This is a genomic window from Streptomyces sp. NBC_00667, assembly GCF_036226825.1.
Lineage (GTDB): Bacteria > Actinomycetota > Actinomycetes > Streptomycetales > Streptomycetaceae > Streptomyces.
Genome location: NZ_CP109022.1, coordinates 1,837,233 through 1,861,101, shown reverse-complemented (window position 1 = coordinate 1,861,101; position 23,869 = coordinate 1,837,233). Strand labels below are relative to the sequence as shown.

At 73.6% G+C, this 23,869-nt stretch carries 20 protein-coding genes; 13 read left to right on the top strand and 7 right to left on the bottom strand.

Going from position 1 to position 23,869, the window contains the following annotated elements:
• Positions 1 to 12 precede the first annotated feature (12 nt).
• Positions 13 to 2,733, top strand: a complete 2,721-nt coding sequence (gene polA / locus OHA81_RS08850) for a DNA polymerase I (protein WP_329194377.1) — start codon at positions 13 to 15, stop codon at positions 2,731 to 2,733.
• Between the two features lie 33 nt (positions 2,734 to 2,766).
• Here the strand turns inward: polA and OHA81_RS08845 are convergent, their stop codons facing one another.
• Entirely contained in the window at positions 2,767 to 3,654 is an 888-nt protein-coding gene (locus tag OHA81_RS08845) for a DUF4184 family protein (RefSeq protein WP_329194375.1), read from the bottom strand.
• Between the two features lie 149 nt (positions 3,655 to 3,803).
• Here OHA81_RS08845 and OHA81_RS08840 point away from each other — a divergent pair, with 149 nt between their 5' ends.
• The 3 genes from OHA81_RS08840 to OHA81_RS08830 all read left to right on the top strand — a co-directional run bounded on the left by OHA81_RS08840 (position 3,804) and on the right by OHA81_RS08830 (position 6,241).
• The gene (locus tag OHA81_RS08840) at positions 3,804 to 5,039 is read left to right on the top strand and encodes a lytic transglycosylase domain-containing protein (protein WP_329194374.1); all 1,236 of its coding nucleotides are present in this window, start codon (positions 3,804 to 3,806) and stop codon (positions 5,037 to 5,039) included.
• 76 nt (positions 5,040 to 5,115) lie between these two features.
• Positions 5,116 to 5,256, top strand: coding sequence for an SPW_0924 family protein (locus OHA81_RS08835; protein WP_329194372.1), 141 nt, complete (start codon positions 5,116 to 5,118; stop codon positions 5,254 to 5,256).
• A gap of 13 nt (positions 5,257 to 5,269) precedes the next feature.
• The gene (locus tag OHA81_RS08830; RefSeq protein ID WP_329194370.1) at positions 5,270 to 6,241 is read left to right on the top strand and encodes a DUF3068 domain-containing protein; all 972 of its coding nucleotides are present in this window, start codon (positions 5,270 to 5,272) and stop codon (positions 6,239 to 6,241) included.
• Here OHA81_RS08830 and hrpB read toward each other — a convergent pair.
• Together hrpB and OHA81_RS08820 are read right to left on the bottom strand one after the other, a co-directional pair.
• On the bottom strand, positions 6,231 to 8,828 hold the full coding sequence (gene hrpB / locus OHA81_RS08825; protein ID WP_329194368.1) for an ATP-dependent helicase HrpB: 2,598 nt from the start codon (positions 8,826 to 8,828) through the stop codon (positions 6,231 to 6,233). The two genes, OHA81_RS08830 and hrpB, sit on opposite strands and share 11 nt — an antisense overlap.
• Before the next feature lie 4 nt (positions 8,829 to 8,832).
• Positions 8,833 to 9,717, bottom strand: coding sequence for a class I SAM-dependent methyltransferase (locus OHA81_RS08820; RefSeq protein ID WP_329194366.1), 885 nt, complete (start codon positions 9,715 to 9,717; stop codon positions 8,833 to 8,835).
• A gap of 342 nt (positions 9,718 to 10,059) precedes the next feature.
• On the opposite strand from OHA81_RS08820, the gene rpsA reads away from it, so the two are divergent.
• The 4 genes from rpsA to OHA81_RS08800 all read left to right on the top strand — a co-directional run bounded on the left by rpsA (position 10,060) and on the right by OHA81_RS08800 (position 13,941).
• Positions 10,060 to 11,577, top strand: a complete 1,518-nt coding sequence (rpsA, locus tag OHA81_RS08815; protein ID WP_329194365.1) for a 30S ribosomal protein S1 — start codon at positions 10,060 to 10,062, stop codon at positions 11,575 to 11,577.
• Positions 11,578 to 11,835: 258 nt separating this feature from the next.
• Entirely contained in the window at positions 11,836 to 12,774 is a 939-nt protein-coding gene (locus OHA81_RS08810) for a PAC2 family protein (protein ID WP_329194363.1), read from the top strand.
• Positions 12,775 to 12,806: 32 nt separating this feature from the next.
• A complete protein-coding gene (gene coaE / locus OHA81_RS08805) occupies positions 12,807 to 13,415 on the top strand; it encodes a dephospho-CoA kinase (protein WP_329194361.1) in 609 nt (202 codons plus the stop codon).
• A 193-nt stretch (positions 13,416 to 13,608) separates the two neighbouring features.
• Complete coding sequence (locus tag OHA81_RS08800; protein WP_329202110.1) at positions 13,609 to 13,941, top strand: tetratricopeptide repeat protein; 333 nt, start codon at positions 13,609 to 13,611, stop codon at positions 13,939 to 13,941.
• Between the two features lie 77 nt (positions 13,942 to 14,018).
• Here the strand turns inward: OHA81_RS08800 and OHA81_RS08795 are convergent, their stop codons facing one another.
• Entirely contained in the window at positions 14,019 to 14,279 is a 261-nt protein-coding gene (locus tag OHA81_RS08795; protein ID WP_329194359.1) for a DUF6343 family protein, read from the bottom strand.
• A gap of 84 nt (positions 14,280 to 14,363) precedes the next feature.
• Positions 14,364 to 14,972 (bottom strand): hypothetical protein, encoded by a 609-nt coding sequence (locus OHA81_RS08790; RefSeq protein WP_329194357.1) that lies wholly within the window; start codon positions 14,970 to 14,972, stop codon positions 14,364 to 14,366.
• 373 nt (positions 14,973 to 15,345) lie between these two features.
• Here OHA81_RS08790 and OHA81_RS08785 point away from each other — a divergent pair, with 373 nt between their 5' ends.
• From OHA81_RS08785 to OHA81_RS08775, 3 genes are all read left to right on the top strand, one after another.
• A complete protein-coding gene (locus OHA81_RS08785) occupies positions 15,346 to 18,222 on the top strand; it encodes a DEAD/DEAH box helicase (protein WP_329202108.1) in 2,877 nt (958 codons plus the stop codon).
• Positions 18,219 to 19,424 (top strand): SWIM zinc finger family protein, encoded by a 1,206-nt coding sequence (locus OHA81_RS08780; RefSeq protein WP_329194355.1) that lies wholly within the window; start codon positions 18,219 to 18,221, stop codon positions 19,422 to 19,424. The genes OHA81_RS08785 and OHA81_RS08780 overlap by 4 nt, the downstream gene beginning before the upstream one ends.
• 167 nt (positions 19,425 to 19,591) lie before the next feature.
• Positions 19,592 to 20,302 carry a chaplin gene (locus OHA81_RS08775; RefSeq protein WP_329194353.1) on the top strand — a complete coding sequence of 237 codons (711 nt, stop codon included), beginning with the start codon at positions 19,592 to 19,594 and terminating at the stop codon, positions 20,300 to 20,302.
• 25 nt (positions 20,303 to 20,327) lie between these two features.
• Here OHA81_RS08775 and OHA81_RS08770 read toward each other — a convergent pair whose 3' ends face one another.
• Positions 20,328 to 21,020: a DUF2293 domain-containing protein gene (locus OHA81_RS08770; RefSeq protein ID WP_329194351.1), complete on the bottom strand. Its 693-nt coding sequence runs from the start codon at positions 21,018 to 21,020 to the stop codon at positions 20,328 to 20,330.
• 138 nt (positions 21,021 to 21,158) lie between these two features.
• Here OHA81_RS08770 and OHA81_RS08765 point away from each other — a divergent pair, with 138 nt between their 5' ends.
• Positions 21,159 to 21,527: a cupin domain-containing protein gene (locus tag OHA81_RS08765; protein ID WP_329194349.1), complete on the top strand. Its 369-nt coding sequence runs from the start codon at positions 21,159 to 21,161 to the stop codon at positions 21,525 to 21,527.
• A 31-nt stretch (positions 21,528 to 21,558) separates the two neighbouring features.
• On the opposite strand, the gene OHA81_RS08760 is transcribed toward OHA81_RS08765, so the two are convergent.
• Positions 21,559 to 23,004 (bottom strand): WGR domain-containing protein, encoded by a 1,446-nt coding sequence (locus tag OHA81_RS08760; protein ID WP_329194347.1) that lies wholly within the window; start codon positions 23,002 to 23,004, stop codon positions 21,559 to 21,561.
• Positions 23,005 to 23,097: 93 nt separating this feature from the next.
• On the opposite strand from OHA81_RS08760, the gene OHA81_RS08755 reads away from it, so the two are divergent.
• Positions 23,098 to 23,751, top strand: coding sequence for a uridine kinase (locus OHA81_RS08755; RefSeq protein WP_329194345.1), 654 nt, complete (start codon positions 23,098 to 23,100; stop codon positions 23,749 to 23,751).
• The last annotated feature ends 118 nt before the right edge of the window (positions 23,752 to 23,869 follow it).

The following is a 23,869-nucleotide window of genomic DNA, read 5'->3' as shown; positions in this document are numbered from 1 at the left end:
AGGATCGGAGGCGTGGCAGATTCAGCATCGAAGAAGACCGACCAGCCGACCGCAGCGGACCGCCCCCGCCTGATGCTCATGGACGGGCACTCCCTGGCGTACCGGGCGTTCTTCGCGCTGCCCGCGGAGAACTTCACGACCGCGACGGGCCAGCCGACCAACGCCATCTACGGCTTCGCGTCGATGCTGGCGAACACGCTGCGCGACGAGGCGCCCACGCACTTCGCGGTGGCGTTCGACGTGTCCCGCAAGACGTGGCGGGCGACGGAGTTCCCCGAGTACAAGGCGAACCGCTCCAAGACGCCCGACGAGTTCAAGGGGCAGGTGGAGCTGATCGGCGAGCTCCTGGACGCGATGAACGTGCCGCGGTTCGCGGTCGACGGCTTCGAGGCCGACGACGTGATCGCGACGCTGGCCACGCAGGCCGAGGCCGAGGGCTTCGAGGTGCTGATCGTCACGGGTGACCGGGACTCCTTCCAGCTCGTCTCCGAGCACACCACCGTGCTCTACCCGACCAAGGGCGTCTCCGAGCTGACCCGCTTCACCCCGGAGAAGGTCGAGGAGAAGTACGGGCTCACCCCGCAGCAGTACCCGGACTTCGCGGCGCTGCGCGGCGACCCGTCCGACAACCTGCCGGGTATCCCGGGCGTCGGCGAGAAGACGGCAGCCAAGTGGATCACGCAGTTCGGGTCGTTCAAGGAACTGGTGGAGCGCGCCGAGGAGGTCAAGGGCAAGGCGGGGCAGAACTTCCGCGACCACCTGGAGTCGGTGAAGCTCAACCGCGTCCTGACGGAGATGGTCAAGGACGTCGAGCTGGCCAAGGCCCCCGCCGACCTGGCCCGCGTCCCCTACGACCGCTCCGCTGTGACCGGTGTGCTGGACGTGCTGGAGATCCGCAACGCCTCGCTGCGCGAGCGGCTGCTGGCGATGGACCCGGGCGCCGCCGAGGCGCCGGCGCCCGCACCGGCGGCCGGGGTGGAGCTGGACGGGTCCGTGCTGGGCGCCGGCGAGCTCGGCCCCTGGCTGGAGCGCCACGCCGGTGAGGCGCTCGGCGTGTCGACCGTCGACAGCTGGGGCCTGGGCCAGGGCAACATCAGTGAGATCGCGCTGGCGACGGCCGGGGGGCCCGCCGCCTGGTTCGAGCCGTCGGAGCTGGACGAGGCGGACGAGCGTGCCTTCGCCGCCTGGGCCGCCGACCCGGCCAGGCCCAAGGTCGTGCACAACGCCAAGGGCCTGATGCGGGTCTTCCCGGAACACGGCTGGAGCCTCGCGGGCGTCACCATGGACACCGCGCTCGCCGCCTACCTGGTCAAGCCCGGCCGCCGCTCCTTCGCGCTGGACGCCCTGTCCAACGAGTACCTGCACCGCGAGCTCGCCCCGGCGGCCGCCGATGGCCAGCTCGCCTTCGGAGCCGACGAGACCGCCGAGGCGGAGGCGCTGATGGCGCAGGCCCGCGCCGTCCTGGACCTGGGCGAGGCCTTCACCGGCAAGCTCGACGAGGTGGGCGCCGCCCGGCTGCTCCACGACATGGAACTGCCGACCTCCGAACTGCTGGCCCGGATGGAGCGGGCCGGCGTCGCCGCCGACCGCGACCACCTCGAAGGCATGGAGCAGCAGTTCGCCGGGGCCGTGCAGCAGGCGGTGAAGGAGGCGCACGCGGCCGTCGGCCACGAGTTCAACCTCGGCTCGCCCAAGCAGCTCCAGGAAGTGTTCTTCGGCGAGCTGGACCTGCCCAAGACGAAGAAGACCAAGACCGGCTACACCACCGACGCGGACGCCCTGGCCTGGCTCGCGACGCAGACCGACCACGAACTCCCGGTGATCATGCTCCGGCACCGGGAGCAGGCCAAGCTGCGCGTCACCGTCGAGGGCCTGGTCAAGTCGATCGCCGCCGACGGCCGCGTCCACACCAGCTTCAGCCAGACCGTCGCCGCCACCGGACGACTGTCCTCCACCGACCCGAACCTGCAGAACGTGCCGGTGCGCACCGACGAGGGCCGGGCCATCCGCCGCGGCTTCGTCGTCGGCGAGGGCTACGAGTCCCTCATGACCGCCGACTACAGCCAGATCGAGCTGCGCGTCATGGCCCACCTCTCCGAGGACGAGGGCCTGATCGAGGCGTTCCTGTCGGGCGAGGACCTCCACACCACCGTCGCCTCCCAGGTGTTCGGCGTGGAACGCGACCGCGTCGACCCGGAGATGCGCCGCAAGATCAAGGCCATGTCGTACGGCCTGGCCTACGGCCTGTCCGCCTTCGGCCTCTCGCAGCAGCTGAACATCGAACCGGCCGAGGCGCGGGGCCTGATGGAGACGTTCTTCGAGCGGTTCGGCGGGGTCCGCGACTACCTCCAGCGCGTCGTGGAGGAAGCCCGCGCCACCGGCTACACCGAGACCGTACTGGGCCGCCGCCGCTACCTGCCCGACCTCAACAGCGACAACCGGCTGCGCCGTGAGGCCGCCGAGCGGATGGCGCTCAACGCCCCCATCCAGGGCACCGCCGCCGACATCGTCAAGGTCGCCATGCTCCGCGTCGACCGGGCCCTCACCGAGGCCGGGCTCACCTCGCGCATGCTGCTCCAGGTCCACGACGAAATCGTGCTGGAGATCGCTCCCGGCGAGCGCAAGAAGGTGGAGGAGCTGGTGCGCCGCGAGATGGCCGCCGCCGTCGACCTGCGCGCCCCGCTGGACGTGTCCGTGGGCGTCGGCCCGGACTGGGAGTCCGCCGCGCACTGATCGCGGCCACCGCCGCCCCGGCGCCCGTCCCCGCTACGCGGTGGGGACGGGCGTCCGCGTCTCCTCGTCACTTCCCCGGCCGGCGCCGCCCCGCCGGTTGCCTGCCCGCCGCTCGCCGCCGCGGTGACGCAGCCGCACCAGGGCCCCGTAGAGCAGCAGCGCCACCATCAGGCCGCCGCCCGCGCCGAAGCAGACGGTCGGAATGATGTCGAGGGGCGTGCGGATCCGGTCGAAGAACGTGAAGTAGCGCAGCACCCGCATCGTGACCCCCGCGCCGACGCACGCCGCCAGGAGCACAGCGGCGCACCACACCTCCGCCCGCCCCAGCGACGGCACGGACCGCGGAACGGGCGAGAGCGGCAGCCGGCGCAGGGCCGTCACCGTGAACCACAGCAGGGCGCAGGCGGCGAGCGCCGAACTGCCGTACTGGAGGTAGGAGTAGAGCGGCAGACCGAACGCGAGCGGCTCGCCCAGCGCGGGCAGGACATCGGTGCCCCACCGGTCGAGGTGCGTGAAACTGTCCCACACCACGTGCGTCAAGGAGCCGGACACCGCCGAGAGGTAGAACCAGAGCGCGAGCGCGGCCGGCCGGCGGCCCGCCCGCCAGTCCTCACCCCGCAGCAAGGCGTACGCCCTGCCCCGCCAGGCGGGTGGCAGCAGGGCGATCAGGGGCTCGCGCAGAAGCAGCCAGCAGGCCGCCATGGCGGCGGTCAGCGCGGCGTCGGCCGTCACCACCCCCGGAAGGGAGTGGGTGAACCCGCCGTACCCCATCACCCCCTCCACCACCGCGTCCAGGAAGTAGAACGTGTCGGGGGCGAACGAACCCAGTACCAGCGCGGAGGCGACCAGCGGCCCGCGGGCCCGCCCGGCCCGACGGACGGCCGGAAGTACGGCTGCCGCGTGGCTGAGAGTGAACGGCATGGTGCCCCTTCTCGTTCCCGAACGGTCCGGGACAGTATGCGGGACCTGCGCAGGAGGTGGGGGAATGGTGAAGTCCCGGCGCCTGTACGTGCCTTGTGCAGGCAGTTGACGTAGGGTCACGCGGACGTCGACGGGGAGGAGTCAGGCTCATGCGGGGACGAATACCGGCCCGGTTCGGTCGGCTGCGCAGGAGCGGCGCCGCCGCCCTAGTCTCCGCGCTGGTGGTGGCCGCGGTGACCGCCTCCCAGGGGCCCGCCTCGGGAACCGAGGACCGGGCACCGGTCGCCGCCGGCGAGGGACGCGGCCCCTCCGCGACCGCCCCGCAGGGCGGGGACTCCGCCTACTCCACCGAACTGCCGCCGCCCGTCGGGCCACAGCCGTCCGAGGACCCGACGCCCTCACCCGCGCCGACGGGTACGGCCGGGGAGTCGCACACCGAGCCGGTGGCCATGGGCGGGGCCGAGGGTGCGCGGGGGATACCGGCGAGCGTGCTCGCGGCGTACCGGCGCGCCGAGCGGAGGATCGCGGACACCGACCCCGGGTGCGGACTGCCCTGGCAACTGCTCGCGGCGATCGGCAAAGTGGAGTCCGGGCAGGCCGGAGGCGGCCGGGTGGACGCCGCGGGCACCACCTTGCGGCCGATCCTCGGCCCCGTGCTCGACGGCAACGGCTTCGCGAGCATCAGTGACACCGACGGGGGCGCGTACGACGGCGACGCCCGCTACGACCGGGCCGTCGGGCCGATGCAGTTCATCCCGTCCACCTGGGCGACCTGGGGCCAGGACGGCAACGGCGACGGCCGGCGGGACCCGAACAACGTGTACGACGCGGCGCTGGCCGCCGGGCGCTACCTGTGCGCGGGCGGCCGTGACCTGCGGGTGGGCGCCGACCTGGACCGGGCGGTGCTGTCGTACAACCAGTCCGGGGAGTACCTGAGGACGGTGCGGTCCTGGTTCACGTACTACCTCGACGGTACGCGGGAGGTCCCGGACGAAGCCGGCCCGGGCGCGGGGACCCCCACGCCCGCGCAACCCGAGCCCACGCCGACGCCCACCCCGACACCCAAGCCGACGCCGACGCCGGTACCCACCCCGACGCCCACCCCCACCCCCACCCCCACCCCCACGCCCACGCCCACGCCGACGCCGACGCCGAGGCCGACTCCCACCCCCAGCCCGACGCCGACCCCGAAGCCCACGCCGACGCCTAGCCCTACCCCCACGCCGACCCCGACCCCGACCCCGACTGCGAAGCCCACGCCGGCGCCCACCCCCACGCCGACGCCGAAGCCCTCCGCCACCGCGAAGCCGTCCGCCACCCCCACCCCGAAGACCGGCTCCACCCAGGCCCCCACCCCCCGCCCGAGCCGCTCCGGAACCCTCTAGCCGAACGGTTCTCATCTCCGCCCGGCGTTGCTACGGTGCCCCCTCTCTGACACCCCATCAGATCCGGAGGCCCCGTATGCGCGCACTCGTCGCCGCCGCCGTCGGGCTGGCCGCCGCGCTGGCCCTCGTCTTCGCCGTCACGGCGCTCGGGGTGCCCGAAGGCACGACCTCGCCCAGACCCCTGCTCACCACCGCGCCCGCCGCGCCCGGAAAGTAGAGGAGGGCCGGCCGTGCGACGCAGAGCGAGCCTCGTCCTGCTTGCCGTAGCCGTGTTCTGCGCAGCCTTCGCACCGCTGCTGCGCTGGTACGCGTACCCCCGCCTCGCCAAGATCCCGCCGAACCAGTACCAGGAGATGGTCCTGGAGGCGAAGGATGCGACCCTGCTCGACTACACCGCCGGCATGCAGCCCAAGAAGGTCGACAAGGTCACCATCGTCCAGACGCTCAAGGGCAACGTCGAGGCGTCCCGGCAGATCGAGGCGAGCGCCGGCAAGGACGTCGTCGTCTGGGACACGCTGTCCTACATCATGGGCCCCGACGGCAAGATGGTCTCCCAGATCCCCGAGCGGTACGTCTTCGACGCCCACACCCAGGACCCGGTGCACGCCACCGGCGAAATGGTCGACGGGGACCCGGTCAGGCGCGAGGGCATCGAGTTCAAGTGGCCGTTCTTCACCGAACCGCGCGACTACCTCTACTTCGACGCCCAGACGCGCAGCTCCTCACCCATCCACTACGTCGGCCCGCGCACGTTCAAGGGCATGGACGTCTACTACTTCGAGCAGACCGTCCCGTGGACGAAGGTCCCCCTGCCGAAGAAGATGCCGATCGAGGGCATCGACCCCAAGACGTTCGAAGAGAGCACCGGCACCAGCCTCTGGTACACGGTCAAGGCCATGTTCTGGGTGGACCCGGTGACCGGCGCGCCCGTCAACGCCGAGCAGCAGATCCAGCAGGAGATGCGCGGCGGGATCGCGGCCGGAGCGCCCGACGGCAGGCTGACCGTCTTCGCCGGGGACGTGAGGATACGCCCGGACTACTCCGCGTACACCGTGGACCTGGTGCGGTCGAACCGCGTCAAGGTCCTCGCCCTGCACACCTACGCCCCCCTCGGGCTGACGGTCGGCGGACTCGCCTTCCTCGGGCTCGCCCTGTGGCTGGAGGCGCGCGGCCGGCGCCGCGACGCGGACCTCACCGCCTGAGCCGGGCGTTGGTGTGCCGGGTCGGCTCGGCGGTCGCGGGGTCTTCGGGCCAGGGGTGCTTGGGGTAGCGGCCGCGCAACTCGGCGCGGACGGCGCGGTAGCCGCCCTGCCAGAAGGAGGCGAGGTCGGCCGTGACGGCGGCGGGCCGCCCGGCCGGAGACAGGAGGTGGACGAGTACGGGAACCCCCGCCACCCGCGGGGTGTCGGCCAGCCCGAACAGCTCCTGGAGCTTCACGGCGAGTACGGGCTGCCCGTGCTCCGCGGTGTAGTCGAGGCGGATCCGCGAACCGCTGGGCACCTCCAGGCGCTCCGGGGCCAGTTCGTCGAGGCGGGCCGCCTCGCCGGTCGCCCAGGGCAGCAGCCGGTTCAGGGCCTGGCCCGCGTCGATCCTGCCCAGGTCGGCGCGGCGCCGGGCGCGCGACAGCTCGGGCTCCAGCCAGTCGTCGGCCCGCTCCAGCAGTGCCGCGTCGTCCGTCACGTCGGGCCACGCGCCGCCCAGCGTGCGGTGCAGGAAGCCGAGCCGGGCCCGCAACGCCCGCGCGTCCGGGGACCAGCGCAGCAACCCGAGCCCCTCGGTGCGCAGCCCGTCGAGGAGGGCGTCGCGGACCAGCGAGGGGTCGGGGTCGCGCAGGGGCCGGGTGACCAGCTCGACCGCCCCGAGCCGCTCCACCGCCCGGGCCACCACGTCCCCGCCCTCCCAGCGCACCTCCTCCCCGGAAGTCAGCAGATGTGCGGCGGCGGCCAGGGCGGTGTCCTCGTCCAGGGCCGCGGCGAGGCGGACCCGCGCGGAGGCGGAGTGCGGGCCCCGGTCTGCGACGGCCACGGCCAGCCAGGGCGCGGTGCGCAGCGGCGAGCCGTCCCCGACCTCGGCCGCCGTGCCGCCGGCCATGAGGAAACCTCCGGCCCCCTTGGCCTTCGCCACCCGCTCGGGAAACGCCAGCGCCGCGACGAGCCCGGCGGCGGCCTGGTCGGCGGGCTCTCCTGCCCCCGTCCCAGCCCTTCCCGAAACCGGGGCCGCACCCCGGGCCCCTTCGGGGGCTCCGTCCCCGGACCCCCGCGCCTCCGGCGCCCGCGCAGGCCCCGCGGGCTCGCCCAGAGCGCGCTCCAGACGCTTGGCCTCCGCCCGCCAGCGGGGCGCGTAGCCGTCGCAGCCACGGCGGGCGGCCCGCCAGGCGGCCGCCAGATCGTCCCCGTACTCCCGTGGCGGCTCCTCGCTGAGCAGGGCCACCAGCTGCGCGGCCCGCCGCGCGCCCAGCGCCGACGCGCCGTCCAGCAGTGCGCGCGCCAGCCGGGGGTGCAGCCCCAGCCGGGCCATCCGCAGCCCGCGCGGGGTCGGCCGCCCGGCCTCGTCCACCGCGCCGACCGCCCGCAGTACCTCCCGCGCGGCGGCCATCGCCCCGGCGGGCGGCGCGTCCAGGAGGGCGAGTCCCGACGCATCGGGCTCACCCCAGCAGGCGGCCTGGAGCGCGAACGCCGCCAGGTCCGCGAGCCGGATCTCCGGGGAGGGGTACGCCGTCAGCCGCGCGTCCTCGGCCTCCGACCAGCAGCGGTACACCGTCCCCGGTGCCTCACGCCCGGCCCGCCCGGCCCGCTGGCGGCCCGCCGCGCGGGACGCCCGTACGGTCGCCAGGGCGCCCAGACCCCGGGCGTGGTCCACCCGGGGCTCGCGGGCCAGCCCCGAGTCCACGACCACCCGCACCCCCGGCACCGTCAGGCTGGACTCCGCGACCGCCGTCGCCAGGATCACCCGGCGGTGCGGGGCCGGCGTCAGCGCCGCCTCCTGGACGGACGCCGGTGCCCGGCCGTGGAGCTGGAGCACCTGCGCGTCCACGCCGTCCAGCTGCCCGGCGACCCGGGCCATCTCGCCGACGCCGGGCAGGAAGCAGAGCACGTCGCCGGAACGTTCCGTCAGCGCCCGTCGCACCACCGAGGCCACGTGCGTCAGCTGCGCCGGATCCACCCGCATCCCGTGCGGCGGCCGCACCGGCCGGGCCGGGGGCGCCCACACGGCTTCCACCGGGTACGAGGCGCCCCGGGCCTCCACCACCGGCGCGTCCCCCAGCAGGCGGGCCCAGCCGGCCGCGTCCGTCGTCGCCGACGCGGCGACCAGGCGCAGCTCCGGGCGCAGGGTCGCGCGTACGTCCAGGAGGAACGCGGCGGCCGTGTCGGCGTCCAGGTGCCGCTCGTGACACTCATCCAGGACGACCACGTCCACGCCGGCCAGCTCCTGGTCCCGCTGGAGCCGCTGGAGCAGGACGCCGGTGGTCACCACCTCCACCGCCGTGCGGGGGCCGGCCACCCGTTCCCCGCGCACCGTGAAGCCGACCGACTCCCCGACGGCCTCGCCCAGCAGCCACGCCATCCGCCGCGCCGCCGCCCGGGCGGCGATCCGCCGGGGCTCGGCCACCACGACCCGGCGCCGCTCGCCGGCCCCCAGCAGCCCCGCCAGCACCAGCGGCACCAGCGTGGTCTTGCCGGTCCCGGGCGGGGCGCACAGTACGGCGGCGCCGCGCGCCTCCAGCGCCGAGACGAGCGCGGGCACGGCCTCCCGTACGGGAAGGGCGTCGAGGTCGGCGGTGCGGATCAAGGGCTCAGTCCCTCTCGCACACGAAGATCGCGGTGCCGGGGATCAGGTTCCCGCGCAGGGGGGACCAGCCGCCCCACTCCTGGCTGTTCCAGGCGGGCCACTCCGGCTCCACCAGGTCCACCAGGCGGAAACCGCCCGCGACCACGTCCCGGACCCGGTCGCCGATCGTGCGGTGGTGCTCCACGTAGACCGCGCGGCCCTGTTCGTCCTGCTCGACGTACGGCGTCCGGTCGAAGTAGGAGGCCGCCACGGACAGACCTTCGGGGCCGGGCTCGTCGGGGAACGCCCAGCGGATGGGGTGGGTGACGGAGAACACCCAGCGCCCGCCGGGGCGCAGCACGCGGTGGACCTCGCGCATGACGTTCACGGGGTCGGCGACGAAGGGGACGGCGCCGTAGGCGGAGCAGGCCAGGTCGAAGGAGGCGTCACGGAAGGGCAGCCGGCCGGCGTCGGCCTCCACGAGCCCGACCCCCGGCACGTCGCCGCCGCCGATGCGCAGCGCGTGCTGGAGCTGGCGGTGCGAGAGGTCGAGGGCCACGGGGCGGGCGCCCCGGGCGGCCAGCCAGCGCGAGCACTGGGCGGCGCCGGCGCCGATCTCCAGGACGTCCTTGCCGGCGAGGGAGGCGGCCGGGCCCAGGAGGGCCGCCTCGGCCTCGTCCAGCCCTTCGGGCCCCCAGACGAAGCGGTCGTCGCCGAGGAACGCGCCGTGCTCGCTCTGGTACTCGTCGGCGTTGCGGTCCCACCAGCCCCGGCTCGCCCGGCTGCTCTCGGCTTCGCCGGCCTCACGCCGGGTGGCCTCGGCGTCGTCACCGTCGTCCGCGCCGTCGGGGTCACCGCCCGGCTCGGTGATTTCGAACGCGTCTTCGGGGAGGTAGTCCTCTTGGTTCATGGGGCCCGTCGTCGTAGTCTGCGAGAAGTCGGGAGGCGGAGCCCATAGGGCCTTCCCCGCCCACGATTTGTGCCGGTAATGCGGCGATCCGCCCGGGGTGTGCGCCTTCGCGCATTGACCCTGTCCGGCTGCCCCCGTATGCTACAAGTTGCGCTGCGAGCCTGTGCTCCTCAGACCTAGCAGGCTGCGCTTGCTTCTGTTGATGTCCCCTCGGTTTTCGAGGCCCTACCGCTTCTGTGGATTCGGGGCTTCCTTGGCTGTCCGGCTTCGGCAGTTGCCGATAAGGGCTCCCGGCGTAGCAGTACCTACGACTTTCTGTCCGTAACCGGAGCCCTTTCCCACATGACGAGCAGCACCGAGACCACCGCCACCACCCCTCCGCAGGTAGCGGTCAACGACATCGGCGACGCGGACGCGTTCCTCGCGGCGATCGACGAGACGATCAAGTACTTCAACGACGGCGACATCGTCGACGGCGTCATCGTCAAGGTGGACCGGGACGAGGTTCTCCTCGACATCGGTTACAAGACGGAAGGCGTGATCCCGAGCCGTGAGCTCTCGATCAAGCACGACGTCGACCCGAACGAGGTCGTCAAGGTCGGCGACGAGATCGAGGCCCTGGTTCTCCAGAAGGAGGACAAGGAAGGCCGTCTGATCCTGTCCAAGAAGCGCGCTCAGTACGAGCGTGCCTGGGGCACGATCGAGAAGATCAAGGAAGAAGACGGCATCGTCACCGGTACCGTCATCGAGGTCGTCAAGGGTGGTCTCATCCTCGACATCGGCCTCCGTGGCTTCCTGCCGGCCTCTCTCGTCGAGATGCGTCGCGTCCGCGACCTCCAGCCCTACGTGGGCAAGGAGCTCGAGGCGAAGATCATCGAGCTGGACAAGAACCGCAACAACGTGGTCCTGTCCCGCCGTGCCTGGCTCGAGCAGACCCAGTCCGAGGTTCGCCAGACGTTCCTCACCACCCTGCAGAAGGGTCAGGTCCGCTCCGGCGTCGTTTCCTCGATCGTCAACTTCGGTGCCTTCGTGGACCTGGGTGGCGTCGACGGTCTCGTCCACGTCTCCGAGCTGTCCTGGAAGCACATCGACCACCCCTCCGAGGTTGTCGAGGTCGGCCAGGAAGTCACCGTCGAGGTCCTCGACGTCGACATGGACCGCGAGCGCGTCTCCCTGTCGCTGAAGGCGACGCAGGAAGACCCGTGGCAGCAGTTCGCCCGGACCCACCAGATCGGCCAGGTCGTCCCGGGTAAGGTCACCAAGCTGGTTCCGTTCGGTGCGTTCGTCCGCGTGGACGAGGGCATCGAGGGTCTGGTCCACATCTCCGAGCTGGCCGAGCGCCACGTGGAGATCCCGGAGCAGGTCGTCCAGGTCAACGACGAGATCTTCGTCAAGGTCATCGACATCGACCTCGAGCGTCGCCGGATCTCGCTGTCCCTCAAGCAGGCCAACGAGTCCTTCGGTGCCGACCCGGCGTCGGTCGAGTTCGACCCGACCCTGTACGGCATGGCCGCGTCCTACGACGACCAGGGCAACTACATCTACCCCGAGGGCTTCGACCCCGAGACCAACGACTGGCTCGAGGGCTACGAGACCCAGCGCGAGACGTGGGAGCGCCAGTACGCCGAGGCGCAGGTCCGCTTCGAGCAGCACCAGGCGCAGGTCATCAAGAGCCGCGAGGCCGACGAGGCCGCTGCTGCCGAGGGCGCTGCCGCCCCGGCCGCCGGTGGCAACGCCGGTGCGGGCAACATCTCGGGTGGCTCCTACTCCTCCGAGGGCTCGGACGAGACCTCCGGCGCCCTGGCGTCGGACGAGGCCCTCGCCGCGCTCCGCGAGAAGCTGGCCGGCGGCCAGAGCTGATCGCAGCAGCGCGTCACGCTCCGCGCCCCGGCGCACGAGAGTGAGCTGAGCTGAACGGTAAGGCCCGTCCCCTCCGGGGGGCGGGCCTTACCGCGTTCAGGGGCGGGTCCGGGTGGTCCCGCCGCGGGCAGCGGCCGGTGCGGGTGGGCCCACCGCGCTCCGCCTGCCGGGCCGATTACCGTGAAAGCCCTCAACTGGGGAATGGTGGCGCCACCTTGGGCGTTCTTGATGAGAACGCGGCGAGGAGGAGTGGTGGCGGTGCTTGATCCACAGGGTTTGTACGAATGGGACGCCAAGGGTCTGGCGGTGGCCGACCTGGCGCTCGCCCAGGATTCGGCCGGGCTGGTCATGCTCTATCACCTCGAGGGGTACATCGACGCGGGCGAGGCCGGTGAGCAGATCGTCGAGCGGCTCCTGGACACCCTGCCCCACCAGGTCGTCGCCCGTTTCGACGCCGACCGGCTCGTGGACTACCGGGCCCGGCGCCCGCTGCTGACGTTCCAGCGCGACCACTGGACGGACTTCGAAGAGCCCAGGCTGGAGGTGCGCCTCGTACAGGACGCCACCGGCGCGCCGTTCCTGCTGCTGTCCGGCCCCGAGCCGGACGTGGAGTGGGAGCGCTTCGCCGTCGCCGTCCGGCAGATCGTCGAGCGCCTGGGCGTGCGGCTCTCGGTCAACTTCCACGGCATCCCGATGGGCGTCCCGCACACCCGGCCCGTCGGCATCACCCCGCACGGCAACCGGACCGACCTGATGCCCGGGCACCGCAGCCCGTTCGACGAGGCCCAGGTGCCGGGCAGCGCGGAGTCGCTGGTCGAGTTCAGGCTGGGCCAGGCCGGGCACGACGTGCTCGGCGTCGCGGCGCACGTGCCGCACTACGTGGCCCGCTCCCCGTACCCGGACGCGGCGCTGACGGTCCTGGAGGCGATCACCGCGGCGACGGGTCTCGTCCTGCCGGCCGTGGCGCACGCCCTGCGCACCGAGGCGCACCGCACGCAGACGGAGATCGACCGGCAGATCCGGGAGGGCGACGAGGAACTGGTCGCCCTGGTGCAGGGGCTGGAGCACCAGTACGACGCGGCGGCCGGGGCCGAAAGCCGCGGGAACATGATCGCGGAGCCCGCCGAGATCCCCTCGGCGGAGGAACTGGGGCGCGAGTTCGAGCGGTTCCTCGCGGAACGCGAGGGCGAGGGCTGAGCCGCCGGCGCCCGCGGTCTAGGCTGCCGGGCATGCTGAAAGTGGGCCTGACGGGCGGAATCGGAGCCGGCAAGAGCGAAGTGTCGCGGCTGCTGGCGGGGTACGGGGCGGTCATCGTGGACGCCGATCGCATCGCGCGGGAGGTCGTGGAGCCCGGGACGCCCGGGCTCGCGGCCGTCGTCGCGGCGTTCGGGGAGTCGGTGCTGGGCGAGGGCGGGGCGCTGGACCGGCCCAAGCTGGGGTCGATCGTCTTCTCCGACCCGGAGAAACTGCGGATACTGAACGCGATCGTGCATCCCCTGGTCGGGGCCCGGTCCGCCGAGCTGGAGAGCGCGGCGGGCGCCGACGCGATCGTGGTGCACGACGTACCGCTGCTCGCGGAGAACGGCCTGGCGCCGCTGTACGACCTGGTCGTGGTGGTGGACGCGGCGCCGGAGACCCAGCTGGCGCGGCTGACCGGGCTGCGGGGGATGGCCGAGGGAGAGGCGCGGGCCCGGATGGCGGCGCAGGCCACGCGGGAGCAGCGGCTGGCAGTGGCGACCCTGGTGATCGACAACGACGGACCGCTGGAGGCACTGGAGCCGCAGGTCCGCAAGGTCTGGGAGACCCTGACCGAACGGGCGGCCGCGACCGGCGCCTGAGGCGGGCGGGGCGGCACGGGCAAGGGGCGTGAAGGCGCCCGGAGAGGGAAGGAAAAACAACGTGTCCGACACCACGCCTCCGTCGCAGCCGCCGTCGTCGGGACCGCCCGGCTCCTCGGGGCCGCCCGGCTCCTCGGGTGCTCCGGGTGCGGGCCCCGACTCCTCCGGCGCCACCAGCCCTGAGACGCACGTCATCGACTTCCGGGCCGCCGAGCAGCTCCTGGCCGCCCGTGACCCGCGGGGCGCCGTCAAGCTGCTGGACTCCGTGATAGCCGCCCACCCCGAGAACACGGCGGCCCGGTTGCTCCGGGCCCGGGCCTTCTTCGCCGCCGCGCAACTGCGCCCGGCGGCGCTGGAGTTCGAGCTGGTGCTGGAGCGCGAACCGGACAACGCCTACGCCCACTTCGCGCTCGCCCGGACCCATGAGCGGTCCGGGCGGCGCGCGCAGGCCCGCAAGCACTTCCGGCTGGCCGCCGCGCTCGACCCGCAGCCCGAGTACCTGGCCGCCGCGCGCTTCGAGGACTGAGACCGGCACGACGGTCGCCACTGGGGCGCCGCCGGCCGCAGCGGACACGGGAGGGGTCGGACGGGGCCCCGCCGGCCTCAGCGGAAGTGCGGCGGTTCGTACGGGGGCACGTCCCGGCCGGGCTGGTAGTGCGGGCCCTGACGGATGTGGTGGACGACCACGAGCGAGTCCACCGCCGCGAGCACCGCGACCACCGCGCAGGCGGCGGCCCACCCCGGACGCTCACCCAGCGAGAAGAGGGCCGCCCCGCCGGCGGCCCAGATCAGGCCCCACAGACTGAGCCACAACCGCAGCCGCAGCGGACTGCGGGCGGTCACCGGCTCGTTTCCGGTACGCATGACCATCGCCTCGGATCACCGTAGTCCTCAGCTCCATGGTCCCACCGCCGGGCCCGACCGGAGCCGGAGCGGGAGGCGCCGCGGCTACGGGTTCAGCTTGTCCACGGCCGTCGTGGTCGTTTTCCCGAAGGCGGCCACGGGCGCGTCGGGGAGCGTGCCCATCTGCCCCCACTTCACGACGGTGACCGTCGCGCCGTCCCGGCCGATGCCGAAGAGGTGCACGCCGGGTTCGGAGTCCGGGACCGCGGTGTGGACCCCGTAGACGTGAGCGCCCTCCTCGACGGGCAGCTTGCCGAAGTCCTGCCAGGAGGCGGTGCCGCCGGGCGTCGTACGCAGCCAGTCGGCGGCGCAGGCGGCGACCTTGCGCTCCAGGGACGCGGCCAAGGTGGCTGCCGCGGCGCCGGAGGCGGTACGGACGGAGAGCTGCGTGGCGCCGGTGTCGTAGTCGGTGCCGAAGGCGCGGTGCCAGCTGCCCGCGGCCGGGAGCGCCCCCTCCAGGCAGAACGGTGCGCTCTCGGGCAGGCCCTTGGTCACCTTTCCGGCGTGCCACGGCGAGGAGGGGTGCGCAGGGAGGTCGGTGCCGTCGAGGAAGCCGGGCGCGGTGGCGGCCGAGGCGGTGGCCGGGCCGGCGAGCAGGAGGGCGGCGGCCGCGGTGGCGGCGCACGCGAGGACGGTGGTGAAGCGTCGGAGCATGTCGGTTGGTCCCCGTTTCCGGTCGGTGGGTGGTCGCGGTGTACCTACCCCGGTGGGGACCTCGGGGCGCGGATCGGGACGGACCCGGGACACGGGAAGGTGAAGGGGCCGGTCCGCGACCCGGCCGGACCGGTAAAGACGCAGGTCGGGGGCGTTGTCAGCGGGCACACCTAGACTCGGCGGCAGAGGAACATCCGACCGCCGACCATCCGACCGCCGATCATCCGAGCGACCACCGGTCATCCGACCGCCGACCATCCGACCGCGTGAAGGGAGGGCCACCGTGGGCACCGCGACGTCCCGGCCGTACGCACCGCAGCCGGCGCCGGCACATCCGCACGCGCGGACACCGTCGTCGGGACCGCCGGACGCGCTGCTGCGTCATGCCGCCGTGTTCCTTCCCGCGGCCGTCCCGCGCCAGGGGCGGGTGGCCTTCTGGTGCCCGGAAGGGGATGCGCTGCCCGAAACCGGGACGGCGGCGCCGCTCGACGTGGTCCGGCCGCACGGTGAAGGCGTCCGTACCCGTACCGTTCCCTCCGTCAGCCTGCCGGTCAGTGCCGCGCTGCCGCTGCTGCTCCGGGCGGCCCGCAGCCCGGCCGCCCACCCCGCCACCCGTGCCTGGGGCACCGCCGCCGCGCAGGCGCTCACCCTGGTCGCCCGGGGTCGGCTGCTCCCGGGGCTCACCCCCGACGGCATCGACGCCTGGCGGGTCGGACCGCTCGATGCCGATGACGTGGCCCACCTGCGCGCGATCGCCGCCGCCCTGCCCCACGAGGGGTACGCCACCCCGCTCGCCGGTCGCCGCCCGCTCCAGCTGCCCGAACCCGAGGCCCTGGTCCGGGCCTTCCTCGACGCCGCCGCCGACGGCCTGCCCCGCACCCCGGCCGCGCCGGTGGCAGCCGGGCGGCCGTACGCGGCGCGGGAACCGCAGCAGGTCCCCGGGATACGGGAATGGGCCGCCCAGGTCGCGGCCGGAGCGGATACCGGGGTCGGGATCTCCCTGCGGCTGGACCTGTCCTCCTTCCGCCTCTTCGACGAGGCCGAGCCGCAGGACACCCGCCGCGCCGGCGCCGCCGTGGTCCAGGTGCACAGCCTCGCCGATCCGACGCTGGTCACGGATGCCGAACAGCTCTGGGCGGGGGCGGCCGCCGCCGGGTTCGGGCCGCGCGCCCGCATCGATGCCGTGCTCGCGCTGCGTCGGGCCGCGCGGGTGTGGCCGCCGCTGTTGCGCCTGCTGGACCAGCCCGTCCCCGACGTGCTGTCCCTCTCCGATCCGGAGCTGGGGGACCTGCTGGGTGTCGCCGCGACCCGGCTGGCGGAGGCCGGGGTCACCGTCCACTGGCCGCGCGAGTTGGCTCGTACGCTGTCCGCGACCGCCGTCGTACGGTCGGCGGCGCCCGGGTCCGCGATCGAGGGCACCGCGTTCTTCGACGCGGAGAACCTCTTCGCCTTCTCCTGGGAGCTGGCGCTCGGCAGCGACCGGCTCACCCCGAAGGAGATGGACGCGCTGGCGCAGGCCCACCGGCCCGTGGTGCGGCTGCGCGACCAGTGGGTGCGGGTGGACCCGGGCCTGGTGCGCAAGGCCCGCAAGCGGCAGTTGGGGCTGCTGGACCCGGTGGACGCGCTGGCCACCGTACTGACCGGGACGGCCGAGGTGGACGGCGAGCCGGTCGAAGCGGTCCCGGTGGGGGCGCTGGCCGCGCTACGGGACCGGCTGACCGGCGATCCGGCGCCCCTGCCGCAACCCGCCGGGCTGAAGGCGACCTTGCGCGACTACCAGGCCCGGGGCCTGGCGTGGCTGGACCTGATGACCTCCCTCGGCCTCGGCGCCTGTCTCGCCGACGACATGGGCCTGGGCAAGACCGTCACGCTGATCGCGCTGCACCTGCACCGGGACCGGCCCGAGCCGACGCTGGTCGTGTGCCCGGCGTCGCTGCTGGGGAACTGGCAGCGGGAGATCGAGAAGTTCGCCCCGGGGACAGCGGTGCGCCGTTTCCACGGCGGCGGCCGCAGTCTGGAGGGCCTGGACGGCGGGTTCGTCCTGACCACGTACGGGACGATGCGCGCCAGCGCAGCCAAGCTGGCGCAGCACAGCTGGGGCATGGTCGTCGCGGACGAGGCACAGCACGTCAAGAACCCGCACTCGGCGACGGCGAAGGCGCTGCGCACCATCCCGGCCCCGGCCAGGGTGGCGCTGACCGGCACCCCGGTGGAGAACAACCTCTCCGAGCTGTGGGCGCTGCTCGACTGGACCACGCCGGGCCTGCTGGGCCCGCTGACCACGTTCCGGGCCCGCCACGCGCGTCCGGTGGAGCACCAGAGCGAGGAGGACGGCGGCAACGAGGAGGCCGTCGCCCGACTGGCGGCCCTGGTCCGCCCGTTCCTGCTGCGCCGCAAGAAGTCCGACCCGGGCATCGCCCCGGAGCTGCCGCCGAAGACCGAGACCGACCACCCGGTGTCCCTCACCCGCGAGCAGGCCTCGCTGTACCAGGCCGCGGTGGATGAGGCGATGGCGGTGATCGCGTCGAGCGAGGGGATCCGACGACGCGGCATGATCATGAAGCTGCTGATGTCGCTCAAGCAGATCTGCAACCACCCTGCGCAGTATTTGAACGAGCCCAGCCTGAGCGGGCACAGCCTGAACGAGCCCAGCCTGAGCGGGCACAGCCTGAACGAGCCCAGCCTGAGCGGGCACAGCGTGAGCGGGCGCAGCGCGGCGCACCGCTCCGGGAAGCTGGCGCTGCTCGACGAGCTGCTCGACACGATCCTGTCCGAGGGCGGCTCGGTGCTGGTGTTCACCCAGTACGTGACGATGGCCCGCATCATCGAGCAGCACCTCGCCGCCCGCGGGATCTCCCACCAACTGCTGCACGGGGGGACGCCCGTCGCCACCCGGGAGCAGTTGGTCGACCGGTTCCAGGCGGGGGAAGTGCCCGTGTTCCTGCTCTCCTTGAAGGCGGCGGGCACCGGACTGAACCTGACCCGGGCCGGGCACGTCATCCACTTCGACCGCTGGTGGAACCCGGCCGTCGAGGAGCAGGCCACCGACCGGGCCTACCGGATCGGGCAGACCCAGCCCGTGCAGGTGCACCGGATCATCGCCGAGGGCACCGTCGAGGACCGGATCGCCGAGATGCTGGAGGCGAAGCGGGCGCTGGCCGAAGCCGTCCTCGGTTCGGGCGAGTCGGCGCTGACGGAGCTGACCGACCGCGAGCTGGCCGACCTCGTCTCGCTGCGGAGGCCGACGTGATCACCGCACGGGACGACCGCCGCCGTACCTTCGAGACCGTACCGCCCGGCGTCGAGGCCGAGACCTGGTGGGGGCGTGCGTGGGTGGCCGCGCTGGAGGAGCGCTCGCACGACGCGGCCCGGCTGGGGCGCGGGCGGGTGTACGCGGCCGAAGGCCATGTGGACGCGGTGACGATCACCCCGGGCCGGATCGTGGCGTACGTCCGGGGCAGCCGGGCGCGCCCGTACCGCACCGAGCTGGCGCTGCCGGCTTTCGAGGACTCCGAGTGGCGTGAGGTGCTGGAGGGCGTGGCGGCCGATCCGGCGGCGCTGGCCGGGCTGCTGGAGGGCGAGGTCCCGCAGTCCCTGGCGGACACGGTCCTGCCGGGCGCGGGCGAGCTGGTCCCGCGCTGCTCCTGCCCGGACGTGGGCCGACCGCCCTGCAAGCACGCCGCGGCCCTCTGCTACCGGGCGGCCCGGCTCCTGGACGAGGACCCGTTCGTGCTGCTGCTCCTGCGCGGGCGCGGTGAGCGGGAACTGCTCGCGGAGCTGGCCCGGCGCAATGCCGCACATGCCGCGCGCGAACGGCCCGATGCCGCGCCCGCCTTCCCCGGCGTCCCGGCACGCGGGGCGCTGGCCCGGACCGGCCTGCCGCCGCTGCCGGCCCCGCAGCGGGCGCCGGGCGCCGTGGGCCTGCCGCCCGCGTACCCGTCGGACCCCGCAGCACCGGATCCGCTGGCGCTGGACCAGCTCGCCTCGGACGCCGCCGCGCGGGCGCTGGCCCTGCTCCGGACCGGTGAGGATCCCCTCGCCGGGCTCACCGTGTGGCAGGACGCCGTCCGGCTGGCCTCCGCGCACGCGACGGCCGGGCTCACCGGTGCGGCCCGCGCCCTCTACCGCGACCTGGCCCGGGCGACCGGCCGCACCACCACCGACCTCGCGCGGGGTGCGGCGGCCTGGCGCCAGGGGGGCCTGGCCGCCCTGGTCGTCCTCGAAGAGGCCTGGGACCCGCCGGCCGGTCCCTTCGACCGGGCCCGGCCCGCCCTCGCCGCCGCCGGCTGCGGCTCGTTCCGGCCCGACCGCAACCGCCTCAGCACCCGTAGCCGGCAGCTCCGGCTGGGACGCCAGGGCCTGTGGTACGCGTACGAGTCCAGGTCGGACGAGGAGGACTGGTGGCCGACCGGCACTCCCTCCACGGATCCGGTCGCCGCATTGCGCGGATGAGCTCCCGTCATCGAGGCCGAGGTCAGCCCGGCTGCGATCATTCAATGCGTGTTACCCAGTACACGATGGAGTGAAATTCGTACCGGCTCTACAACTCGTATGGGCCCACGGCGTTGTTTCCGGTGCGGGCGGGTTGCCCGTGAACTCCTCCGGAAGGCAGGGAACTCATGCGTCACAGTCGTCGGAACGGCTTGATCGCGGCGGTGGTCGCGGGAGGTGGAGTGGCGGTCGTGGGGGTGAGCGGCTTCGCTTACGCCGATGCGGACGCGGGCGGCGCCGCCCAGCAGTCGCCGGGCCTGCTCTCGGGCAACCTGGTGCAGTTGCCCGTGCACACGCCGGTCAACGTGTGCGGCAACACCGTGAGTGTCGTCGGAGTACTCAACTCGGCCACGGGGAACCGCTGCGTCAACGACGCGCACGTCGACGGCGGCGGTCATCAGGGGTCGGGGGCATCCCGGTCCGGGACCTCCGCGCACGGCTCGGCACCCGGGGCCGGAAACGGTTCGGGTGCGGTCGCCCAGGGGCGCGGAAAGGATTCTCCGGGGGTGCTGTCCGGCAATGGCATCCAGCTTCCCGTCGACCTGCCCCTGAACATCAGCGGCAACTCCGTGAGCGCGGTCGGCGTCGGCAACGCAGCCGTCGGCAACACCTCCGTCAACGGCGGGCCCAGCGGGAGCGAGCCCGTCCAGCCGCCCGCTGCCCAGCCGCCCGCTGCCCAGCCTCCGGTCACCCCCCGGCCGATCATCGCGCCGGCCCCGCAGCAGCCCGCAGGCGCGCTGGCCCACACCGGCGCCGACGCCGTCGGCTACCTGCTGCCCGGCGGTGGCGCGCTCCTGCTCGGCGGGGTACTCCTCTACCGCCGTTTCCGCGTCGGCTGAGACAGGACGGAGCCCTGTCCCGGGCTCAGCCGGTCTGTTCCGGCAGGAGCGCCCCGGCCGCTGACTCCGGCCGAGCGCGCCAGCCGCCCAGGATCGCGTCGATCCGCGGCGCCAGGCGGGCCCGCGCCGTGAAGCGGGGGACCCCCGCCATCAGCAGCGCGTCGTACTCGGTGTCGGTGTGGCGCACGGCCGCCCGGACCGCCACCGACACCGCCTGCTCGTCGAGGGCGCGGCCGGCCGCCGTGCGACCCACCCGGCCGCTTCCCCGCAGGGAGGCGTGCGCGGCGATCGCACGCGCGCGGTCGGCGGGGATCCCGGGGAACAAGCGCAGGATCTCGGAGGCGAAGGCCGCCGTGAACCGGGTGTCCTCGGCCGCGCGGCGCACGCGGTCCCGTTCCCGGCGGCGGGCCCGCGCATCGGCGTCGGCCAGACAGGCCCGCTCCGCGCGCGCCAGGGCCTCCTCCTCCACCAGCAGCCCCTGGCGTTCGTAGCGGTGGCGCCGCTTGTGGAGGCGCACCACGACGGCCGACAGTGAACTGGCCTCCCTGGCCCGCCGGGTGAGCGCCGCGTTACCTCGCGGCAGGTACACCAGGTGCCCGAGGTCGGCGCAGTCGAGACAACGGGGTACACCCGCCTCGCGGACGAGGTGCCGCAGCGGCCCCCGTCGGCACTCGGCGCACTGGATGTGCTTCTGCGACTCGAAGACGACGAGACTCATGACGGAGTGATACCGCCGTTCGGTGCGCATATCACCTTACGGATAGCGGTTGTTGGCTTTTCATTAATTCGGTCTGGACGTCATCAGGTCCGCCTAACGTGACTCGGATGGGCCGTTCGGCCCCTGGAGGAGGGGTACATGGGTGGGTGGCAGGCGACGGTACGGCGTCCGAGACGGACCGAGGCTTCGGACCTCACGGGCCGGGAGATCGTCATAGGGCCCGGGGAGTGCACGGGGTGGCACTACCACGACGTGCCGCTGATGGCGGTCGTCAAGTCCGGGACGCTGACCCGGATCCTGCACGACGACACGGTCGAGGTGCACCCGGCCGGGACCACCTTCGTGGAGCCGCCGGGGTCCGACCACATCCACCTGGGCCGCAACCTCGGCACCGAACCGGTCGTGCTCCAGGTGACCTGTTCCCTCGCCGAGGACGCCCCCTGGTCGGTAGCGACCCCGGCCCCGGCCGCCGCCACGCCCTGCGGCTGCCCGGGCCACGCCGGGTGAGGGGGCCCGCCGCGCCCGGTCGCCCTGCCGGTCACACCAGTCGGCGTATCTCCCCGCGCACCCGGTAGAAGCCCCCCGGCGAAGCGTGCAGCCCGTCCACCACGTACCGGGCGCCGGCCTCCCGTATGCCGCGCGGGAACTGCACGTTCCACGAGGGGTCGAAGCCCCCCGACACCACCTGGACCCGGACCCGGCTCCCCTGGCGTACGCACTCCACCACCACGCCGTCCGCCGGCGCGCAGGCCACCGAGACGGTCGCCACCGCAGCGGGCGACGCCGCCGGGGCGAAGACGGGCAGAGCAGCAGCCGACTTCACATCCACCGCGGCCGGGACCGATCCCTGCTGGGCCGCCGTGATCGCCGCCTCGCTCGCGTCCACGCACACCAGCGAACCGTCCGTGGTCACCAGGTACAGCCGCTCGTCCAGGTACTGCATGGACAGCGCGGCGCCGCTGCCCGTGCCCAGCTTCCACAGCCGCCGCCCCGACGCGTCGAAGCAGTAGACGGAGGAGGACAGGTCGCCGGCGAACACGTGGCGGCCGTCCGGGGAGGTCGCGCACGAGTACACCGCCGCGTCACACCGGTAGGAGGCCTCCACCGCGCCCGTCGCCTTCGACAGCCGCTGCACGGTGTTGCGGCCGGTGCCCGCGTACACCGCGGTGTCCTCCTGCCAGCCGAACAGCACCGATCCGTCGGTCGTGGTGTGCCACAACTCGCCCCCGCCGTCGGCGGCGTAGGCCGTGACGCCTGCGGTGTGGCCGTGGTAGACCGCCCGCTCGTCCGCCCGGACCATCCAGGCGTTGGACCCGGCCGACCGGCGCGACCACTGGAACTCCTCCTCGTGGTCGATGACGGTCAGCCCACCGCTGCGGTCCGAGACGTTCAGGACGCCCTCACGGATGTCCAGCCAGAAGATGTCCACATCGGCGGCTATGTCGTACGCCCCGAACGGCACCTTCGAAGACAGGTCGTACACCGTGCCGTCATCACAGCCGGCGTAGATCCAGAACTCGTCCGCCACCAGGCACTTCACGCCGTCCGGCAGCGAGTACCGGGCCAGCACCTCACCGCCGTGGCTCAGCGTGTAGACGTCCCCCGCCTGATTGCCCACCCAGCAGCGGTCCTCGTCCACATGGATGCCGAAGGCGGAGGAACCCGTACGGAAGCGCCACAGCACCGGAGCCACCGCACGCGCCGTCGACGGGGCCGAGGTCACCTGTCTGCGGGTCACCGACCGCGCCGCGCGGGCTCCCCGTACCGCAGGGGCGTAGCCCTTGCGGATCTTCTCGCCTATCTTCTTCGCTGCGGCCGCCCGGGCCTTCTCCGCCGTGGGGAAGGAGGAGTTCTGGAGCTGGCCGTCCGCGCCGATGCGGCCGTACCGCACGCAGACGGCCGTGCCGTCCACGGTCACCTCGTAGAACTTGTGCGCACCCGCGCCGTCCTGCGACAGCTCCAGGTACGTCGTCTCCCGCGTCATGACAGACCCCTCCCCAAGGCCGGGCCGACGGCTTCCGTTCGCGTCGGTGATCCCTCGTGAAAAACGCTACGGGCCACCACTGACAATGGGCTCGTGCAGCTGGAACCGATCACCTGGCAGCGGCTGGCCGAGCGGCTCGCCGATCACCTCGACGCCCGCGGACCCGCCGGGGAGGAGGCGAACCGGCTGCGGGTCGGCATCGACGGCGCGCCCGCCGCCGGCACCGGTTCGGCGGCGGAGGACCTCGCCGAGGCGCTGCGTGCGCGCGGCCGCCCGGTCCTCGTGGTCGCCGCCGACGGCTTCCTGCGACCGGCCTCGCTGCGCTTCGAGTTCGGGCGCGAGGACGTGGACGCGTTCCTCGGCGGCTGGTACGACACGGCCGCGCTGTGGCGCGAGGTGTTCGGCCCCACCGACCCGGGCGGGTCCGGCAGGGTGCTGCCCGACCTGTGGGACCCCGTGACCGACCGGGCGACGCGCAGCCCGTACACCGCACTTCCGCCGGGCGGCGTGCTCATCGTGCACGGCCCGCTGCTGCTGGGCCACTGGTTCCCCTTCGACCTCAGCGTGCACATCCGGCTCTCCCCGGGGGCGCTCGCCCGCCGCACCGAGGAGTCCGCGCGCTGGACCCTGCCGGCCTTCGCCCGCTACGAGGCCGAGACCGACCCGGCAGCGCAGGCCGATGCCGTCGTCCGGGCGGACGACCCCCGCCACCCCGCCTGGACCGGTGTCCGAGGAGCGGCCGGCTGACGGGCTCCGGCCCCGCGCCGTGCCGCACCGTCACGGACGTCCCTACTCTGCAACAGCCCCGTCCGCGCCCGGTGACGAACCGGATCAGGCCATCGTCGTGGCCGATAAGCGCGGGCTA

Excerpts from the sequence above, each read along its gene's own strand:
- OHA81_RS08845 (WP_329194375.1), bottom strand. The coding sequence starts at position 3,654 with ATGCCGTTCACTCTCAGCCACGCGGCAGCCGTACTTCCGGCCGTCCGT.
- OHA81_RS08840 (WP_329194374.1), top strand. The coding sequence starts at position 3,804 with ATGCGGGGACGAATACCGGCCCGGTTCGGTCGGCTGCGCAGGAGCGGC.
- OHA81_RS08835 (WP_329194372.1), top strand. The coding sequence starts at position 5,116 with ATGCGCGCACTCGTCGCCGCCGCCGTCGGGCTGGCCGCCGCGCTGGCC.
- OHA81_RS08820 (WP_329194366.1), bottom strand. The coding sequence starts at position 9,717 with ATGAACCAAGAGGACTACCTCCCCGAAGACGCGTTCGAAATCACCGAG.
- rpsA (WP_329194365.1), top strand. The coding sequence starts at position 10,060 with ATGACGAGCAGCACCGAGACCACCGCCACCACCCCTCCGCAGGTAGCG.
- coaE (WP_329194361.1), top strand. The coding sequence starts at position 12,807 with ATGCTGAAAGTGGGCCTGACGGGCGGAATCGGAGCCGGCAAGAGCGAA.
- OHA81_RS08795 (WP_329194359.1), bottom strand. The coding sequence starts at position 14,279 with ATGCGTACCGGAAACGAGCCGGTGACCGCCCGCAGTCCGCTGCGGCTG.
- OHA81_RS08790 (WP_329194357.1), bottom strand. The coding sequence starts at position 14,972 with ATGCTCCGACGCTTCACCACCGTCCTCGCGTGCGCCGCCACCGCGGCC.
- OHA81_RS08775 (WP_329194353.1), top strand. The coding sequence starts at position 19,592 with ATGCGTCACAGTCGTCGGAACGGCTTGATCGCGGCGGTGGTCGCGGGA.
- OHA81_RS08770 (WP_329194351.1), bottom strand. The coding sequence starts at position 21,020 with ATGAGTCTCGTCGTCTTCGAGTCGCAGAAGCACATCCAGTGCGCCGAG.
- OHA81_RS08765 (WP_329194349.1), top strand. The coding sequence starts at position 21,159 with ATGGGTGGGTGGCAGGCGACGGTACGGCGTCCGAGACGGACCGAGGCT.
- OHA81_RS08760 (WP_329194347.1), bottom strand. The coding sequence starts at position 23,004 with ATGACGCGGGAGACGACGTACCTGGAGCTGTCGCAGGACGGCGCGGGT.